Genomic DNA, 14992 nt, shown 5'->3' with positions numbered 1-14992 from the left:
GTCAGCCGGCCGTGTCGGGCTTGGGGGCCTTGAGCACCTTGCTGATCGACTCCAGGGAGCCTTCCTTCATGCCCCGTACGTAGTGCCAGCCGTTGTGCTCGCCGTTCTGGATGTCGCGGATGGTGATCTTGACGGGTCCCTTGCCGTACTGCTGCTGGAACTTCGTCATCCGCTCCTTCCCGCTCTCCTTGGTGCCGATCTGGAAGTTGATGTAGACCTCGGGCCCGTTGGTCTCGATGAGCTTCCTGGCCAGGGTCTCCGGGTTGTTGGCGTCCATCTCCGCCTGGTGGCCCTTCCAGAGCGGGGAGTCGGGAACGATCTCGCCGCCGCTGGCGATCACGGCCTTGAACCGGTCCGGGTGCTGCAGCACCGTCTTCATGCCGACGAAGGCGCCGGAGGAGGAGCCCATGAAGGCCCAGCCGTCACGGGACTTGAACGTGCGGAAGTTGGCCTTGGCGAAGGCCGGGACGTCCTCGGCGATCCAGGTGCCCATCTTGGGCTGGCCGGGGATGTCGGCGCCGTCGTAGTAGTACTTGTTGTCCGGGTTGAGCACCGGCATGACCACGATGAAGGGGAGGCTGGTACCGGCCTGGACGCCCTCGCTGATGGCCTTCTGGAGGCCGAGGCTGCGGTCGGACCAGTAGTTGGCCGGGAAGCCGTTGCCGCCGGGGAGCGCGATGAGTACCGGGAAGCCGCTCTTGGCGTACTTCGGGTCGTCGTACTCCTTGGGCGCCCACACCCACACGTCACCCTCGAAGCCGGACTTCGCGCCCGCGAGGCGGGTCTTGGCGATGACCGTGCCGTCGTCGAGCTTGGTGGTCTGCTTGAAGTCGGCCTTCGGGCCCGTCGGCATGAGCACGTCCGGGTCGCCGGAGGGCGTGGGGGACGGGGACCCGCTCGGGGCGGCCTGCTGTTCCGCGGCGGGGGCCGACGCGGGCTTTCCGAAGCTCACCTTCTCGCCGTTGCCGGAGAACCGGTCCAGCTTCCAGGCGGCGAAGCCGCCGCCACCGCCGAGCAGGACCACGAGGGCGACCACCGCGCCGATCCATATTCGACGGCGGGAGCGCTTGGGCTGCGGGCGCTGCGGGTACTCGTGCACGAACGTGGCTCCGAACGGTCTTGGCTGCCCCGAGGCGGGGCAGAACGGCTGTGCGTCCCTAGGGGGTGGGATGCGCGAACCCCCCGGACAGTTCCAAATCCGAGCAAAAACATTGCGCGGCTCTCAGCGGAACGAGGGGCAGCGGAATGAGGGCAGCGGAACGGGGAGGTCTCAACGCTGGCCGTCGAGCACCTGCGCGCACCGGCCGAGCAGCCGGACGAGCTGCTCCCGCTCCTCGTCGGTGAACGCCGCGGCGAGCGCCCGCTCCACCCGCACCGCACCGGAATCGGCCAGCTCCAGCGCGGCGCGCCCCTCGTCGGTGAGCCGGGTCTCCAGCACGTTGCGGTGCCACTCGTGCGGGGTCCGCTCGACGAACCCGCGCTCCTGGAGGTTCTTCAGCACGGTGTTCATGGTCGGCGGGGTCACCCCGCACAGCCGCGCGAGTGCGGCAGCGGAGATGCCGGGCTTCTCGTCCAGCCAGAGCAGCGCGGCGTACTGGGGAACCGTCACGGCGGCCGGCTTGCACGCTGCGTTCTTCGCCGCGAGGAGTGCCTGCTCAGCGCGCTTGAGGTGTGCGCCGATGCGCTCCGCGGGGGCCATCGAGGTCATTCCCGCATCCTACGACCCTTGCATGCATTAGAGCTCCAATCTAAATTCGCACCCACCTACTCATTAGAGGACATGCATGATGACGTACTCGACCAAGCGGCGGAAGCGGATCCCGGCCATTGCGACGGCCCTGACGGCAGCCCTGGCCGGGGTGCTCGCGAGCGGAGCGGTCCCCGCCCGGGCCGAGACCCGCGACGCCGACGTCCGCGTCTCCATATCCACGGCCTTCACCCTGCCCGGCGCGAAGGTCTACCCGGAGGGCATCGCCACCGACCCCCGCACCCGCACGGTCTACGTGGGCTCGTACGCGGACGGCACCGTCTACCGCGCCCGTCCCGGCCGCCCCGGGGCCGAGGTGTTCCTGCCCTCCGGCACCGACGGCCGCCGCACGGCGAACGGCCTGCGCGTCGACGCCCGGGGCCGCCTGTGGGTCACGGACTCCACCACCGGCGTCTGCGTCTACGACACCTCGACCGGGGCCCGCCTGGCCCACTTCGAGGTGGGCGGGACCTCCCCCCGCTTCGTCAACGACCTGACCCTCACCCCAGACGGCACCGCGTACCTGACGGACAGCGCCCGCGGGGTGGTCTACCGCGTGACCCCGGCCCAACTGGCCGCCGGCAGCGGCACCCTGACCGAGGCGTACGACCTCACCCCGGCGCTGGGCCCCCGCCCCGCGGGCTCGTTCAGCCTCAACGGCATCGTCTCGGACCGGACGGGCCGCTACCTGCTCACCGTCGACATGCCCCGGGGCGACCTCTACCGCGTCGACCTGCGCACCGGCGCCGTGCGCCGCGTCGACCTGGGCGGCGCCGACATGAAGGCCGCCGACGGCCTCGACCCCTCCCCCGACGGCACCCTGCGCGTGGCGCACAACACCACGAACACCCTGACCCGCTGGCGACTCGGCCAGGACGGCACCCGCGCCCGCCTGCTCCACACGGTCACGGACCCGTCCCTGCAGATCCCCACGACCCTGACCCACACCGCGGGCCGCACCCTGGTGGTCCGCTCCCAGTTCGACCGGATGCCCCCCGGCTCGGACACCCCCACCACGTTCACGATCGCCTCGGTCCGCGGCCTGTAGGGTCCCGCCTTCCGCGCCGGGCGGTGTCCCGCGGAAGGCCCGCGGACCGGCTGGAACGCTGCGGCGGAGAAATGCATGGCACACCGGCGGGACCCGCAACGAGACTGCGCGGGTGAGCGACTCCTACCCCTGTCCCTGCTGCGGCCACCGCGTGCTTGACGACATGCCCGGCTCCTACGAGATCTGCCCCGTCTGCCTCTGGGAGGACGACGGGGTCCAGTTCCGCTGGCCGGCCATGGAAGGCGGAGCGAACAAGGTCTCCCTGATCGAGGCCCAGCGCAACTACCAGGACTTCGGTGCCTGCGACCGACACGGCCGGCAGTACGTCCGCCCGCCGGTCGCGGACGAGCCGCTCGACCCCGCCTGGCGCCCCATCGACCTGACACGCGACTCCTTCGAGGACCGGGAAGCCGAGGACCGCGCCCCGTGGCCCGACGACCGCTCGGTGCTCTGCTGGTGGCTCCCCACCTTCTGGCGCCGCGGGGACCCGGCGGCATCATGACGCCCCCAGCTGGCCCTCGGCCCCCTTCACCGAGATCATCAACGACCTGGCCGACCACGCCCAGGTGATCCTCTACTCCCGGTTCCGGCGGGTGGACGCCGACCGCACGTACGACATCTCCGGCACCGCTCTGGACTGGGAACCCGACTGGACCGCGCCCTGGGAGCACCTGGTCGAGGAGTCCCGCACGTGGTCCCTGCTGGAAGCCTCCGAAGCCCCCGTCGGCGACGACATCTACGTCGCGCCCACGTGGATCGACGTACCGACCTCCACGTGGAGAGGTGACCGATGCCGTTTCAGCACCCGAGGGGACCGGCCACGGCTACCGGGATCGTTGACTCTCCAGCTCGGGCTGCGGGCCGCTACCGTGAAGCCATGACCGCACTGCCCGACTGGATGCGCCCGCCGCGTGCGGAAGGCTGGTTCGCGGAGGACCTCGACCGCCTCCCCGAGGCACCCCGCCACACCGAGTTGATCGACGGAGCCCTCGTCTTCATGATGTCGCCCCAGCGGTCCTGGCACGGCCGCCTCGTCACCGCCCTGACCACCACGCTCATGGCGCAGGCGCCGGCCGGCTTCGAGGTTGAGCGCGAGATGACGATCCGCCTCGATGCCCGCAACCGCCCCGAGCCGGACCTCTTGCTGACGAACCTGCCCTATGACCCCGACCGCACCTGGTACGCCCCAGAGGACGTGAAGCTCGTCGTGGAGGCGGTGTCACCCGAGTCCGCCCATCGCGACCGCACAGTAAAGCTCCGCAAGTACGCGGAGGCCGGCATCCCGCACTACTGGTGCATCGAGGACGAGGACGGGGCACCCGTCGTCCACGTCTACGAGCTCGACGAACCCACCGGCGCCTACGCGCCCGCCGGGATCTTCCGGGGCACCCTCCAGCGCCCAGTGCCCTTCGCGGTCAGCCTGGACCTCGACAAGCTCACACCGCCCCGAAGCAGCTGAAAAGCCGGCACCGAGTCGGCACGGTGCACGTTCACTCGGCACATCCGGCACACGCGACCGCGGCGAGGGGGGCCCACCCATCGCAGGCGTTGTGTACACATGGGACACTCGGTACGCTTGAGCGCATGACGCAGCCGCTGCCCATAGAGTCCATCCGCGACGTGCGCGCCCACCTGGCGGAGGTCGTGGAGCGCGCGGACCGCGACGACGTACCCACGGTGATCACGCGCCGCGGCAAGGAAGTCGCCGCAGTCGTCTCCATCGAGGTGCTGCGCAAGTACCAGGAGTGGGAAGAGCGCGAAATCAATCGGATCATCGACGAGCGCATGGCAAACCCCGCACCCGGCATCCCGATCGAGGACATCATGAGGGAGACGCTGGCGCGCGGTGAGTGAGTACCGAACCGTCTTCCGCCCCGAGGCGCAGGCCGAACTTCGGAAGATCCCTCGCGACACGGCGCTGCGCATCCTGGCCAAACTGACCGAGCTGGAAAGCGATCCGCTCGGCTTCAACACCACCGCACTCGTGTCCCAGCCAGACCGCCGCCGGCTACGGGTCGGCAACTACCGCGTCGTCTACACGATCGACAACGGGGAACTGGTGGTCTGGGTCGTTCACGTGGGACACCGGTCCACCGTTCACGACACCTGATTGCCGCTGACCACACGTCAGGATGTCCAGCACCCATCCAGCACGGTAACGACGAAGAGGTCGGACTCGGGCGGTCAGTAGTGGTACCGAGCCGCGAGGTGACGACCTCCTTGTCCGTCACCAGGTAGACCAGGCGGTGCTCGTCGTCGATCCGCCGCGACCACGCCCCTGGCAGCTGATACTTCAGCGGCTCCGGCTTGCCGATGCCCGTGAAGGGGTCGCGCCCGACGTCCTCAATGAGCTTGTTGATCCTGGCGAGCATCTTGCGGTCGTCCTTGAGCCGGGACGTGTAGTCCTCCCAGCCCTGATCCTCGAAGACGAGCCTCACGCGGCACCCGCACCCGCACCCGCACCCGCCGAGTCCGGATCGATCAGCTCGCGCTCCGACACGTTGATGTGGGCCAGGGCGTTCTCGTACGCCTTGAGCAGCCGACGGGCGTTCGCCGGAGAGCGCAGCAGGTACGAGCCCTCGCGCAGCGCCGCGTAATCCTCGGCCGAGACGAGCACGGCATTGCTGTGCTTGGACACGATCTCGATGGCCTCGTGGTTCTCGTTGACCTTCTTGATCAGCGGAAAGAGTTCCTTGCGGGCTTCGCTCGCGGTTATGGACATGACCCGACCCCATCCCTCAAGTGGTACCTAATGACGTACCATTCTCGACACCCTCCGGCCGGGTCGAGCGGCTGGTGCATGGTCAGATTTCCCAGCACCATCCCAGCACGGGAAGCCAGAAGGGGCCGACTCCCGACGGAGTCGACCCCTTCTGACCTGCATGTTTGCTACGTCAGTGACGTGGCGCCATTTCATCCGCTCACACGTTGAAGCGGAATGTCTGCGGACCGATCCTGACCTGCGGCGGAACCGCATGTGCCGCCCTGACCAGGCATTTTTCCGTTTGTGTGCGTTGGGTCCCGACGGCTGTTTACGGGTGTCCTGCGGACTGTCCGCGGACTGCCCTACCGGGTCTCGACGGAGTCGAGGTGCCTGCGCAGCTCCGCTGCGATCTCTTCGTCCCTACCCTCGACCGGCAGCGGCCACGGGTCCTGCTCGCCGTTCGCCACAGCGAGGCTGCTCGCGAACCAGACGAGGTGCGGTGCGGGCACAAGGGAGTCCCGAAGCCACTGCGCGAAGACCGCGGCTTCGCCTGTGGTCACGTCGGTCAGAGTGATGTAGGCATAGTCGGGCTTGGGCATCGAGGCCGTCCCGTCGATCCATATGCCAGGCGCGAGCTCGATCTCGAAATCGAGGACAGGGGCGGCCCGGCCGACGGGGCGGCCCGCGTCAGCGGCATGAGGGGTTTGACTCAATGAGCCGGGCCCTCCAGTGTGCGGCGCGGTCAGACGCCGAAGCGCAACGGACCGCCAATCTGCGCTCGCCAGCCCAGACTGCCCCCACGCAGAGCCTTGCTACCGCCGGCAGGATCCGCACCATGAGCAGTAGCAGGAAGTACTCAATGAGCCTGCCCGAGGACCTCGCCGAGGCCGCACGCGCCCACGTCGGGCCCGGCGGCTTCTCCGCCCATGTCGCCCAAGCCCTCGATCAGCGGGTCGCCATGGACAAGCTCCGGGAGATCGTTGCCGACTTCGAGACCGACAATAATGAGCTCACCCGCGAGGAGATCGAGGCCGCCCGCGCACAGTTGCGCCATGACCACCAGCAGGCCGGCGGAGCCGCCGCCTTGAAGCGGAATATCGACGACTCCGCGATGACCTGCGGGAACAGCTCACGCGCAGGACCGATCCAGCGTGGATCCAGCAACCGTCGAGGGTGCCGGGCGATCCCGAACCCAGAGGCTGTCCGGTGCAACCGGAACACAAAACGACATCGCCGCCGCCATCGAGATGGTATCGTTTTGCGTAGTGCACCTCCCGGAGAAGGGACTCAAACCATGGCTCGGACAGTCATCGATCTCGACGAGGACATGGTCGCCGAGGCTATGCGCATCTTCGGCACCAAGACCAAGGCGAAGGCCGTGCGACTGGCCATGGAGGACGCCGTCAAGCGTCACCTGCGCCAAGAGTTCTTCGACGCCATGGACTCAGGCGAGCTCGACTTCAGCGAGATCATCGAGAACACCGGCCCCCGCAACGCCGACGGCTCCCTCAAGCGCACAGGCGGCCAGGCCGCCTGATGCAAGACCGCTACCTCATCGACAAATCCGCCCTCGCTCGATGGTCGAAACCCCCGGTAAAAGACGCACTCCAGCCGCTGCACGAGCGCTACCTGCTAGCCGTGTGTCAGCCCACGGAATACGAAATGGTGCACTCCGCCCGCACCACCGCAGAAGCGCTGCGCATCAGCACCTGGCTCCACGCATTCGACTACCTCACCTGTGACGACGACACCTTCACCCGTGCCCTGGAGACCCAGCGCCACGCCCTCAACGCCGGCTTCCACCGCGCTCTGTCCCTCCCCGATCTGCTCATCGCCGCCACCGCAGAACTGCACCGGCTGACCGTCCTCCACTACGACGGCGACTTTGACATGATCGCCTCCATCACCGGACAGCCGACCCAATGGGTGGTACCCCCGGGCAGCGCCGACCACTGAGCTGATTCCATCCTGATGGTTGCCGGCCAGTGGGGCTGGCGCGGGGTGGCATTCCCCTCAGGGTCGAACCGTTCTGCGGACTGTTGCGGACAGCACAACGGCCTGACCCGCGTTCTCGCAGGTCAGGCCGCTTATGGGTTTGCGATCAGACGTTGAAGCGGAACTCCACCACGTCGCCGTCCTGCATGACGTAGTCCTTGCCCTCCATGCGGGCCTTGCCCTTCGCGCGGGCCTCGGCGACCGAGCCGCACTCGACCAGGTCCGCGAAGGAGATGACCTCGGCCTTGATGAAGCCGCGCTGGAAGTCGGTGTGGATCACGCCGGCCGCCTCCGGGGCGGTGGCGCCCCGCTTGATCGTCCAGGCGCGGGTCTCCTTCGGGCCGGCCGTCAGGTACGTCTGGAGGCCCAGCGTGGCGAAGCCGACGCGGCCGAGGGTGGCCAGGCCCGGCTCATCCTGGCCGACCGACTGGAGCAGTTCGAGGGCCTCGTCCTCGTCCAGCTCGGAGAGGTCCTGCTCCAGCTTGGCGTTCAGGAAGATCGCCTCGGCCGGGGCGACGAGCGCGCTCTGCTCCGCCTTGAAGGCGTCGTCCACCAGCTCGTCCTCGTCCACGTTGAAGACGTAGAGGAACGGCTTCGTGGTCAGCAGGTGCAGCTCGTGGAGGAGGTCGCCCTGCTCCGTGCCCTTGGTGATGCCCTTGGAGAAGAGGGTGTCGCCGGCTTCGAGGATCTTCTTGGCCTCGACGACGGCCGCGAGGACCGCGACCTTCTCCTTCTGGAGGCGGGACTCCTTCGTCAGGCGCGGCTCGGCCTTCTCGATGGACTGGAGGTCGGCGAGGATCAGCTCGGTGTTGATCGTCTCGATGTCGTCCTTCGGCGAGACCTTGCCGTCGACGTGCACGACGTTCTCGTCCTTGAAGGCACGGATGACCTGGCAGATCGCGTCCGACTCGCGGATGTTGGCCAGGAACTTGTTGCCCAGGCCCTCACCCTCCGAGGCACCGCGCACGATGCCCGCGATGTCGACGAAGTCGACCGTCGCCGGGAGGAGCTTCTGGGAGCCGAAGATGCCCGCGAGGACCGCGAGGCGCTGGTCCGGGACGCCGACGACGCCGACGTTCGGCTCGATCGTGGCGAACGGGTAGTTGGCCGCCAGCACGTCGTTCTTGGTCAGGGCGTTGAACAGGGTCGACTTGCCGACATTCGGCAGGCCGACGATTCCGATCGTGAGCGACACGTTGGCGACTTCCCGTAGCTGGAGGGGGCGGCGGCCCGGAGGTGGGCCACCGGACAGTTTACTTTCCGATGAGCGGCGGTCGATGTACGCGTGTCCCCACACGGATACCGCGCTCCCCGCGCCTAGCGTGGTGGCGTGGAGCAACACAGGACGCGACCGGCCCCTCACCCCCAGCGACCCCCGGCCCAGCGCCGGGGGACACGGCCTGCGGCCGTGCCCGCCCAGGGCGGCGGCCGCCCGCTGCCCCCGCTGACCCGCCGGCTGCCCCGGCCCCGGCTGACCGGGCTCGGCGGCGGGCTGTTCGCGTGCGCCGCCATGATGCTGGCCGGCGGGATCTGCTGGCTGCTGTTCGACTCCTCGCTGTTCGTCTACGGGCTGCTCTTCGTGCCCGTCGCGGCCGCCACCGCGCTGTGGGTCCGGCCCGCCGACCTGATCACCGCCCCGATCACCGCCCCCATCGCGTTCGCCGCCGGAGTGTGGCCCGTCTCGGGCGGCTCCGGCGGCTTGGGCGGGCAGCTGATGGGGCTGGTGTCCGCCCTGTCCCTGCACGCGGGCTGGCTGTACGCGGGGACGCTGGCCGCCGCCCTGATCGCGGTGGTGCGCAAGGCCGTGCTCATCGGCAGGCGGCGCCTGCCCCGGCGAACGGCGTGACACCGGCCCCGGACCCCCGGGCCCCAAGCCCGAGCCCGAGCCCGAGCCCCCAGGCCCCAGGCCCCAGCTAGAGCCTCGCCGCCATCGCCGCTCCCACGATCCCCGCATTGTTCTGGAGCCTGGCCGGGACGATCTCGGCCCGGATGCCCTCGATCAGCGGCAGGAACTTCTCCGGCTTGCGGCTGACGCCGCCCCCGATGATGAAGAGGTCCGGGGAGAACAGCATCTCCACGTGCGCGAGGTACTTCTGGAGCCGGTGCGCCCAGCGCTCCCACGTGAGGTCGCCGTCCTCCTTGGCCTTCACCGACGCCCGCGTCTCCGCGTCGTGGCCCTTCAGTTCCAGGTGCCCGAGCTCCGTGTTCGCCACCAGGTGCCCGTCCGTGAACAGGGCGCTCCCGATGCCCGTGCCCAGGGTGAGCATGATGACCGTGCCGCCGCGGCCGCGCCCGGCCCCGTACGTCATCTCCGCGACTCCTGCCGCGTCCGCGTCGTTGAGGACCGTCACCGGCAGCCCGCCCAGTTCGCGCGCGAGCAGCGCCGCCGCGTCGACGCCGACCCAGCCCTTGTCGACGTTGGCCGCCGAACGGGTGATCCCGTTCGTGACCACGCCCGGGAAGGTGACCCCGACCGGGCCCGACCAGGAAAAGGCGCCGACCACCTCCGCGACGCAGCCGGCCACCTCCTCGGGGGTGGCCGGCTGCGGTGTCAGTACTTTGTGGCGCTCCCGCGCCAGGTCGCCGCGGTCCAGGTCCACGGGCGCGCCCTTGATCCCTGAACCGCCGATGTCCACACCCATGATCTGCATGGACATACCGTACGAAAGGAGTTACTTGTCGGCGACCAGTTCCGCGGCTTCGGCACGCAGGTCGCGGCGCAGTTCCTTCGGCAGCGAGAAGACGATCGACTCCTCGGCGGTCTTGACGATCTCCACGTCCTCGTAACCGCGCGCGGCCAGCCACTCCAGGACCTCCTCGACGAGGACCTCCGGCACCGAGGCGCCCGAGGTCAGGCCGACCGTGGTGACGCCCTCCAGCCAGGCCTCGTCGATCTCGCTCGCGAAGTCGACCAGGTACGCGGCGCGCGCGCCCGCGTCCAGCGCGACCTCGACCAGCCGGATCGAGTTCGAGGAGTTCTTGGAACCGACCACGATGACCAGGTCGGAGTCGGCGCCCATGGCCTTGACCGCGGCCTGCCGGTTCGAGGTGGCGTAGCAGATGTCGTCGCTCGGAGGCGAGACCAGCAGCGGGAACCTGGTCTTCAGCGCGTCGACCGTCTCCATCGTCTCGTCGACCGAGAGCGTGGTCTGGGACAGCCAGACGACCTTGGACTCGTCGCGCACCTCGACGGACGCGACGTCGTCCGGGCCGTCCACGATCGTGATGTGGTCGGGGGCCTCGCCGGAGGTGCCGATGACCTCCTCGTGGCCCTCGTGGCCGATGAGGAGGATGTCGAAGTCCTCGTTCGCGTACCGGATGGCTTCCTTGTGCACCTTGGTGACCAGCGGGCACGTCGCGTCGATCGTCGCGAGCTTGCCGCGCGCCGCCTCCTCGTGCACCACCGGCGCCACGCCGTGGGCGGAGAACATCACGATGGAGCCCTCCGGCACCTCCTCCGTCCGCTCGACGAAGATGGCGCCCTTCTTCTCCAGCGTCTGGACGACGTACTTGTTGTGCACGATCTCGTGCCGGACGTAGACCGGCGCGCCGTACTGCTCAAGGGCTTTCTCGACGGCGATCACGGCTCGGTCCACGCCCGCGCAGTAGCCGCGGGGCGCGGCGAGCAGGACACGGCGGGAAGCGGGAGCAGGGGCGGGAGCAGTCATACGCTCCATCGTACGGGGGTCTCCAGGAGGCCGTTCGTCGGCCGTACGGCACACACTTGCGCAGAGGATCCGAACGATTGTCCCGTCTATCGCCCGGAGGACGGATGGCGTCCGCTACGGATTCCGACGCGCCGGCGCCCACCGCCCTGCGGCGGAGCCTCGGCTTCCGGGACCTGGTCGTCTACGGGCTGCTCTTCATCGCCCCCATGGCCCCGGTCGGGGTCTTCGGCACCCTGGACGCGACGTCGCACGGCGCCGTGGCCCTCGTCTACCTCGCCGCGACCGTCGCCATGGCCTTCACCGCCTTCTCGTACGCCCAGATGGTGCGGGTCGCCCCGCAGGCCGGCTCTGTCTTCACCTATGCCCGCAAGGGCCTGGGCGAGGGGCCCGGCCTGGTCGCCGGGTGGATGGCGATGCTCGACTACCTGCTGATCCCGGCGGTCGCGTACCTGTTCTCGGGGATCGCGATGAACGCCCTGGTGCCCGAGGTGTCCCGGTGGGTGTGGACGGCGCTGGCCGTCGTGGTCACCACGCTGCTGAACCTGTGGGGAGTGCGGGCGGCCGCGCGCGTGGGCTTCGCCGTGCTGGCCATGGAGATCCTGGTGCTGCTGGTCTTCGTGGTCGCGGCGGCCTGGGCCCTGGGCCGGGGCGGGGCGCGGCGCGGCTGGCTCTCCCCGCTGACCGGCGACGGCTCGCTCGGCTTCTCGTCGGCGGCCGTACTGGGCGCGGTGTCGGTGGCCGTGCTCTCGTACCTGGGCTTCGACGCCGTCGTCTCCTTCGCGGAGGAGGTGACGGGGGGCTCGGAGCGGGTGGCCCGGGCGGTGCTGCTCTGTCTGGCACTGGCCGGGGTGCTGTTCGTCGTCCAGACCTACCTCGTGGCGCTGCTCAACCCCGTCACCGCGGCGGAGCTGGCGGCCGATCCGGGGCAGCAGGGCCCGGCCTTCTACACGGCGGTGGAGACCTCGGTCGGCTCCTGGCTGCACGACCTGGTGGCGGCGAGCAAGGCGGTCGGGGCGGCTTTCGCGGCGCTGGCCGGGCAGGCGGCGGCCGGGCGGCTGCTGTTCGCGATGGCCCGGGAGCGGCGGCTGCCGCGCGCGTTGGCGCGGACCTCGGACGGCACGCCCCGGCCGGCCCTGCTGGTGGCGGCCGTCATCACCCTGGTCGCGGCGGTGTGGGCGGCGCGGCGCGACGACGGGCTGGACCACCTGGTCTCCGTCGTCGACGTCGGGGCGCTGGTGGCCTTCACGCTGCTGCACGCCTCGGTGGTGGGCTGGTTCGTGGTCAGGCGCCGGGAGGGTCCGCCGAACCCGTGGAAGCACCTGGTGGCGCCGGTGCTGGGCGCGGCGGTGACCATCGCGGTGATCGTCGGGGCCTCCCGGACGGCGCAGCTGGTGGGGGCGGTGTGGCTGGCGGCGGGGCTGTGCCTGCTCTTCGCCCAGCGCGGACGGCGCGGAGGGCGCGGACGGCCCGGTGGAGGCACCCCTGAGGGCCGTCGGGATCCCGACACCCTCGGCGGAGCCTGAGACGCTGTCAGCGGCGCCCGTTAGCCTGCGTGCATGGGACTCAATACGTCGGCCGAGGCGCCGCTGCCGGTGGGGCAGGTGTCCCGGCTCATCGGGGGCTGGATCGAGCGGCTCGGCCAGGTGTGGGTGGAGGGGCAGATCACGCAGCTCTCGCGGCGGCCGGGAGCGGGGGTGGTCTTCCTGACGCTGCGCGACCCCTCGCACGACATCTCGGTCAGCGTGACCTGCTTCCGCCAGGTCTACGACGAGGTCGCGGACGTGGTCTCGGAGGGCGCGCGGGTCGTCGTGCTGGCCAAGCCCGAGTGGTACGCGCCGCGCGGGCAGCTGTCCCTGCGGGCCACGGAGATACGGCCGGTCGGCATCGGAGAGCTGCTGGCCCGGCTGGAGCGGCTCAAGCGGTCCCTCGCCGCGGAGGGGCTGTTCGCACTGGACCGCAAGAAGCCGCTGCCCTTCCTGCCGCAGCTGGTCGGGCTGGTGGTCGGGAGGGCTTCGGCGGCCGAGCGCGACGTGCTGGAGAACGCCCGGCGCCGCTGGCCGGCGGTCCGCTTCGAGGTGCGCAACGTCGCCGTCCAGGGGGTGCACGCGGTGCCGCAGGTGATCCAGGCGGTCAAGGAGCTCGACGCGCTCGACGAGGTCGACGTGATCATCGTGGCGCGCGGCGGCGGCAGCGTGGAGGACCTGCTGCCCTTCTCCGACGAGGAGGTCGTACGGGCGGTCGCGGCGGCCCGTACCCCGGTCGTCTCGGCGATCGGCCACGAGCCGGACTCGCCCCTGCTGGACCTGGTCGCGGACCTGCGGGCCTCCACGCCCACGGACGCCGCGAAGAAGGTGGTCCCGGACGTGGGCGAGGAGCTGGAGCGCGTACGCCAGCTGCAGGCCCGGGGGCTGCGCGCGGTGAGCGGGCTGCTCGACCGGGAGGAGCGGGGCCTCACGCACGCCCTGGCCCGGCCGGTCTTCGTCCATCCGCAGCGGATGGTGGAGACCCGCGAGGACGAGCTGGAGGCGCTGCTGGCGCGCGGCCGGCGGACGCTCGGGCATCTGCTGGACCGGGCCGACTCGGAGCTCGCGCACACGCTGGCCCGGGTGGTGGCGCTGTCCCCGGCGGCGACCTTGGAGCGGGGCTACGCCGTCCTGCAGCGGGCCGACGGGCACGTGGTGCGTTCGCCCGAGGAGGTCTCGGCGCAGGAGGTACTGCGCGCGCGGGTGGCCGAGGGCACGTTTTCCGTGCAGGTCGCCCCGGTACGGGCGGTCGCCTCCGAGTAGCTCCCGGCGGCCCGCGGGCGGCGGCACACTGCCGCGATCAACACGTTGCACTACACACAGGGTGGAAAAGGGAATGGCAGAGGCCGAGACGGCGCTGGGGTACGAGCAGGCGCGCGACGAGCTCATCGAGGTCGTCCGCAAACTGGAGGCGGGCGGGACGTCCCTGGAGGACTCCCTCGCGCTCTGGGAGCGCGGCGAGGAGCTGGCGAAGGTGTGCCGGCACTGGCTGGAGGGGGCGAGGGCCCGGCTGGACTCGGCGCTCGCGGCCCGGGACTCGGCCGAGCCGGCCGGGGGCGAGTGATCCGGGTCACCGGCCCCGGGATTTAGTTGAAAATTCATCTACTTGCGCCGTAGAGTCGGGGACATCGCTTCACCCCCGTATGGAAGAAGGCTTTCCGATGTCTCTCGTTCTTGACCCCGCCGCGCAGGACCTGCTGTTCCGCGAGGCCCGCACGGCCAACTCGTTCTCCGACGAGCCGGTCACCGAGGAGCAGGTCCAGGCGATATACGACCTGGTGAAGTACGGACCCACCGCCTTCAACCAGACCCCCCTGCGCATCACCCTGGTCCGCTCCCCCGAGGCCCGCGAGCGCCTGGTGAAGCACCTGGCCGAGGGCAACCAGGCCAAGACCGCCGCCGCCCCGCTGGTCGCGATCCTCTCCGCGGACAACGAGTTCCACGAGGAGCTCCCGCAGCTGCTGCCGCACTTCCCGCAGGCCAAGGACATGTTCTTCGCCGAGCGCCCGGTCCGCGAGCAGTCCGCCCTGCTCAACGCCGCGCTGCAGGCCGCGTACTTCATCGTCGGCGTCCGCGCCGCCGGCCTGGCCGCGGGTCCGATGACCGGCGCCGACCTCGCCGGCGTCCAGAAGGAGTTCCTGGACGCCGACCACACCCCGCTGATGATCGTCAACATCGGCAAGCCGGGCGAGGACGCCTGGTTCCCGCGCTCCCCGCGCCTGGCGTTCGACGAGGTCGTCACCACCGTCTGAGCCGACGGAGCCGACCCGGCACGGCGAAACGGCCGCGCACCCCGGACACCGGGGT

General features: G+C 70.1%; 21 protein-coding genes and 1 pseudogene. 13 read left to right on the top strand and 9 right to left on the bottom strand.

Annotation, left to right across the window (positions count from 1 at the left end; all coding sequences use genetic code 11):
* Position 1: 1 nt before the first annotated feature.
* On the bottom strand, positions 2–1099 hold the full coding sequence (locus ACFCZ1_RS18520; RefSeq protein ID WP_376679334.1) for an alpha/beta hydrolase: 1098 nt from the start codon (positions 1097–1099) through the stop codon (positions 2–4).
* Positions 1100–1270: 171 nt separating this feature from the next.
* On the bottom strand, positions 1271–1708 hold the full coding sequence (locus ACFCZ1_RS18515; protein WP_376679333.1) for a MarR family winged helix-turn-helix transcriptional regulator: 438 nt from the start codon (positions 1706–1708) through the stop codon (positions 1271–1273).
* 76 nt (positions 1709–1784) lie between these two features.
* Between ACFCZ1_RS18515 and ACFCZ1_RS18510 the strand changes: the two genes are divergently transcribed.
* The 6 genes from ACFCZ1_RS18510 to ACFCZ1_RS18485 all read left to right on the top strand — a co-directional run bounded on the left by ACFCZ1_RS18510 (position 1785) and on the right by ACFCZ1_RS18485 (position 4905).
* Positions 1785–2795: an SMP-30/gluconolactonase/LRE family protein gene (locus tag ACFCZ1_RS18510; RefSeq protein ID WP_376679332.1), complete on the top strand. Its 1011-nt coding sequence runs from the start codon at positions 1785–1787 to the stop codon at positions 2793–2795.
* 112 nt (positions 2796–2907) lie between these two features.
* Positions 2908–3297 (top strand): CPCC family cysteine-rich protein, encoded by a 390-nt coding sequence (locus ACFCZ1_RS18505; RefSeq protein WP_376679331.1) that lies wholly within the window; start codon positions 2908–2910, stop codon positions 3295–3297.
* A gap of 64 nt (positions 3298–3361) precedes the next feature.
* Entirely contained in the window at positions 3362–3676 is a 315-nt protein-coding gene (locus ACFCZ1_RS18500; RefSeq protein WP_376679330.1) for a hypothetical protein, read from the top strand.
* The gene (locus tag ACFCZ1_RS18495) at positions 3673–4254 is read left to right on the top strand and encodes a Uma2 family endonuclease (RefSeq protein ID WP_376679329.1); all 582 of its coding nucleotides are present in this window, start codon (positions 3673–3675) and stop codon (positions 4252–4254) included. The genes ACFCZ1_RS18500 and ACFCZ1_RS18495 overlap by 4 nt, the downstream gene beginning before the upstream one ends.
* 125 nt (positions 4255–4379) lie before the next feature.
* Entirely contained in the window at positions 4380–4649 is a 270-nt protein-coding gene (locus ACFCZ1_RS18490; RefSeq protein WP_019434848.1) for a type II toxin-antitoxin system Phd/YefM family antitoxin, read from the top strand.
* Positions 4642–4905, top strand: a complete 264-nt coding sequence (locus ACFCZ1_RS18485; RefSeq protein ID WP_376679328.1) for a type II toxin-antitoxin system RelE/ParE family toxin — start codon at positions 4642–4644, stop codon at positions 4903–4905. Before ACFCZ1_RS18490 ends, ACFCZ1_RS18485 begins: the two co-directional genes overlap by 8 nt.
* A gap of 74 nt (positions 4906–4979) precedes the next feature.
* On the opposite strand, the pseudogene ACFCZ1_RS18480 reads toward ACFCZ1_RS18485, so the two are convergent.
* The 4 genes and pseudogenes from ACFCZ1_RS18480 to ACFCZ1_RS18465 all read right to left on the bottom strand — a co-directional run bounded on the left by ACFCZ1_RS18480 (position 4980) and on the right by ACFCZ1_RS18465 (position 6553).
* A pseudogene (locus ACFCZ1_RS18480) lies at positions 4980–5233 on the bottom strand (Txe/YoeB family addiction module toxin).
* On the bottom strand, positions 5230–5517 hold the full coding sequence (locus ACFCZ1_RS18475) for a type II toxin-antitoxin system Phd/YefM family antitoxin (protein ID WP_376679327.1): 288 nt from the start codon (positions 5515–5517) through the stop codon (positions 5230–5232). Before ACFCZ1_RS18475 ends, ACFCZ1_RS18480 begins: the two are co-directional and overlap by 4 nt.
* Before the next feature lie 344 nt (positions 5518–5861).
* A complete protein-coding gene (locus ACFCZ1_RS18470; protein ID WP_376679326.1) occupies positions 5862–6212 on the bottom strand; it encodes a hypothetical protein in 351 nt (116 codons plus the stop codon).
* A gap of 143 nt (positions 6213–6355) precedes the next feature.
* Complete coding sequence (locus ACFCZ1_RS18465; protein WP_376679325.1) at positions 6356–6553, bottom strand: hypothetical protein; 198 nt, start codon at positions 6551–6553, stop codon at positions 6356–6358.
* A gap of 240 nt (positions 6554–6793) precedes the next feature.
* Between ACFCZ1_RS18465 and ACFCZ1_RS18460 the strand changes: the two genes are divergently transcribed.
* Both ACFCZ1_RS18460 and ACFCZ1_RS18455 read left to right on the top strand, forming a co-directional pair.
* Positions 6794–7036, top strand: a complete 243-nt coding sequence (locus ACFCZ1_RS18460; RefSeq protein ID WP_031144348.1) for a type II toxin-antitoxin system VapB family antitoxin — start codon at positions 6794–6796, stop codon at positions 7034–7036.
* Positions 7036–7455: a PIN domain nuclease gene (locus ACFCZ1_RS18455; protein WP_360644948.1), complete on the top strand. Its 420-nt coding sequence runs from the start codon at positions 7036–7038 to the stop codon at positions 7453–7455. Before ACFCZ1_RS18460 ends, ACFCZ1_RS18455 begins: the two co-directional genes overlap by 1 nt.
* Positions 7456–7600: 145 nt before the next feature.
* On the opposite strand, the gene ychF is transcribed toward ACFCZ1_RS18455, so the two are convergent.
* A complete protein-coding gene (ychF, locus tag ACFCZ1_RS18450; protein WP_376679324.1) occupies positions 7601–8689 on the bottom strand; it encodes a redox-regulated ATPase YchF in 1089 nt (362 codons plus the stop codon).
* 213 nt (positions 8690–8902) lie between these two features.
* Here ychF and ACFCZ1_RS18445 point away from each other — a divergent pair, with 213 nt between their 5' ends.
* On the top strand, positions 8903–9340 hold the full coding sequence (locus ACFCZ1_RS18445) for a DUF6542 domain-containing protein (RefSeq protein ID WP_376679323.1): 438 nt from the start codon (positions 8903–8905) through the stop codon (positions 9338–9340).
* A gap of 67 nt (positions 9341–9407) precedes the next feature.
* Here ACFCZ1_RS18445 and ppgK read toward each other — a convergent pair whose 3' ends face one another.
* Positions 9408–10145 (bottom strand): polyphosphate--glucose phosphotransferase, encoded by a 738-nt coding sequence (ppgK, locus tag ACFCZ1_RS18440; RefSeq protein ID WP_376679322.1) that lies wholly within the window; start codon positions 10143–10145, stop codon positions 9408–9410.
* 21 nt (positions 10146–10166) lie between these two features.
* Positions 10167–11171, bottom strand: a complete 1005-nt coding sequence (locus ACFCZ1_RS18435) for a 4-hydroxy-3-methylbut-2-enyl diphosphate reductase (protein WP_376679321.1) — start codon at positions 11169–11171, stop codon at positions 10167–10169.
* Between the two features lie 95 nt (positions 11172–11266).
* On the opposite strand from ACFCZ1_RS18435, the gene ACFCZ1_RS18430 reads away from it, so the two are divergent.
* The 4 genes from ACFCZ1_RS18430 to ACFCZ1_RS18415 all read left to right on the top strand — a co-directional run bounded on the left by ACFCZ1_RS18430 (position 11267) and on the right by ACFCZ1_RS18415 (position 14937).
* A complete protein-coding gene (locus ACFCZ1_RS18430) occupies positions 11267–12685 on the top strand; it encodes an APC family permease (RefSeq protein WP_376679320.1) in 1419 nt (472 codons plus the stop codon).
* Between the two features lie 33 nt (positions 12686–12718).
* On the top strand, positions 12719–13948 hold the full coding sequence (gene xseA, locus ACFCZ1_RS18425; RefSeq protein ID WP_376679319.1) for an exodeoxyribonuclease VII large subunit: 1230 nt from the start codon (positions 12719–12721) through the stop codon (positions 13946–13948).
* 73 nt (positions 13949–14021) lie between these two features.
* On the top strand, positions 14022–14249 hold the full coding sequence (locus ACFCZ1_RS18420; protein ID WP_376679318.1) for an exodeoxyribonuclease VII small subunit: 228 nt from the start codon (positions 14022–14024) through the stop codon (positions 14247–14249).
* 97 nt (positions 14250–14346) lie between these two features.
* The gene (locus ACFCZ1_RS18415; RefSeq protein ID WP_376679317.1) at positions 14347–14937 is read left to right on the top strand and encodes a malonic semialdehyde reductase; all 591 of its coding nucleotides are present in this window, start codon (positions 14347–14349) and stop codon (positions 14935–14937) included.
* The last annotated feature ends 55 nt before the right edge of the window (positions 14938–14992 follow it).

This window comes from Streptomyces sp. NPDC056224 (assembly GCF_042267665.1).
GTDB lineage: Bacteria > Actinomycetota > Actinomycetes > Streptomycetales > Streptomycetaceae > Streptomyces.
Note: the sequence above shows the minus strand (reverse complement) of the source record. Positions and strands in the feature narration are given on the sequence as shown.

What these genes read in the sequence shown, in the direction of transcription:
- ACFCZ1_RS18460 (WP_031144348.1), top strand. Translation starts at nt 6,794, where the DNA reads ATGGCTCGGACAGTCATCGATCTCGACGAGGACATGGTCGCCGAGGCT.
- ACFCZ1_RS18415 (WP_376679317.1), top strand. Translation starts at nt 14,347, where the DNA reads ATGTCTCTCGTTCTTGACCCCGCCGCGCAGGACCTGCTGTTCCGCGAG.
- ACFCZ1_RS18510 (WP_376679332.1), top strand. Translation starts at nt 1,785, where the DNA reads ATGATGACGTACTCGACCAAGCGGCGGAAGCGGATCCCGGCCATTGCG.
- ACFCZ1_RS18465 (WP_376679325.1), bottom strand. Translation starts at nt 6,553, where the DNA reads ATGGCGCAACTGTGCGCGGGCGGCCTCGATCTCCTCGCGGGTGAGCTC.
- ACFCZ1_RS18435 (WP_376679321.1), bottom strand. Translation starts at nt 11,171, where the DNA reads ATGGAGCGTATGACTGCTCCCGCCCCTGCTCCCGCTTCCCGCCGTGTC.
- ACFCZ1_RS18495 (WP_376679329.1), top strand. Translation starts at nt 3,673, where the DNA reads ATGACCGCACTGCCCGACTGGATGCGCCCGCCGCGTGCGGAAGGCTGG.
- ACFCZ1_RS18490 (WP_019434848.1), top strand. Translation starts at nt 4,380, where the DNA reads ATGACGCAGCCGCTGCCCATAGAGTCCATCCGCGACGTGCGCGCCCAC.
- ACFCZ1_RS18420 (WP_376679318.1), top strand. Translation starts at nt 14,022, where the DNA reads ATGGCAGAGGCCGAGACGGCGCTGGGGTACGAGCAGGCGCGCGACGAG.
- ppgK (WP_376679322.1), bottom strand. Translation starts at nt 10,145, where the DNA reads ATGCAGATCATGGGTGTGGACATCGGCGGTTCAGGGATCAAGGGCGCG.
- ACFCZ1_RS18515 (WP_376679333.1), bottom strand. Translation starts at nt 1,708, where the DNA reads ATGACCTCGATGGCCCCCGCGGAGCGCATCGGCGCACACCTCAAGCGC.
- ACFCZ1_RS18430 (WP_376679320.1), top strand. Translation starts at nt 11,267, where the DNA reads ATGGCGTCCGCTACGGATTCCGACGCGCCGGCGCCCACCGCCCTGCGG.
- ACFCZ1_RS18475 (WP_376679327.1), bottom strand. Translation starts at nt 5,517, where the DNA reads ATGTCCATAACCGCGAGCGAAGCCCGCAAGGAACTCTTTCCGCTGATC.
- xseA (WP_376679319.1), top strand. Translation starts at nt 12,719, where the DNA reads ATGGGACTCAATACGTCGGCCGAGGCGCCGCTGCCGGTGGGGCAGGTG.
- ACFCZ1_RS18455 (WP_360644948.1), top strand. Translation starts at nt 7,036, where the DNA reads ATGCAAGACCGCTACCTCATCGACAAATCCGCCCTCGCTCGATGGTCG.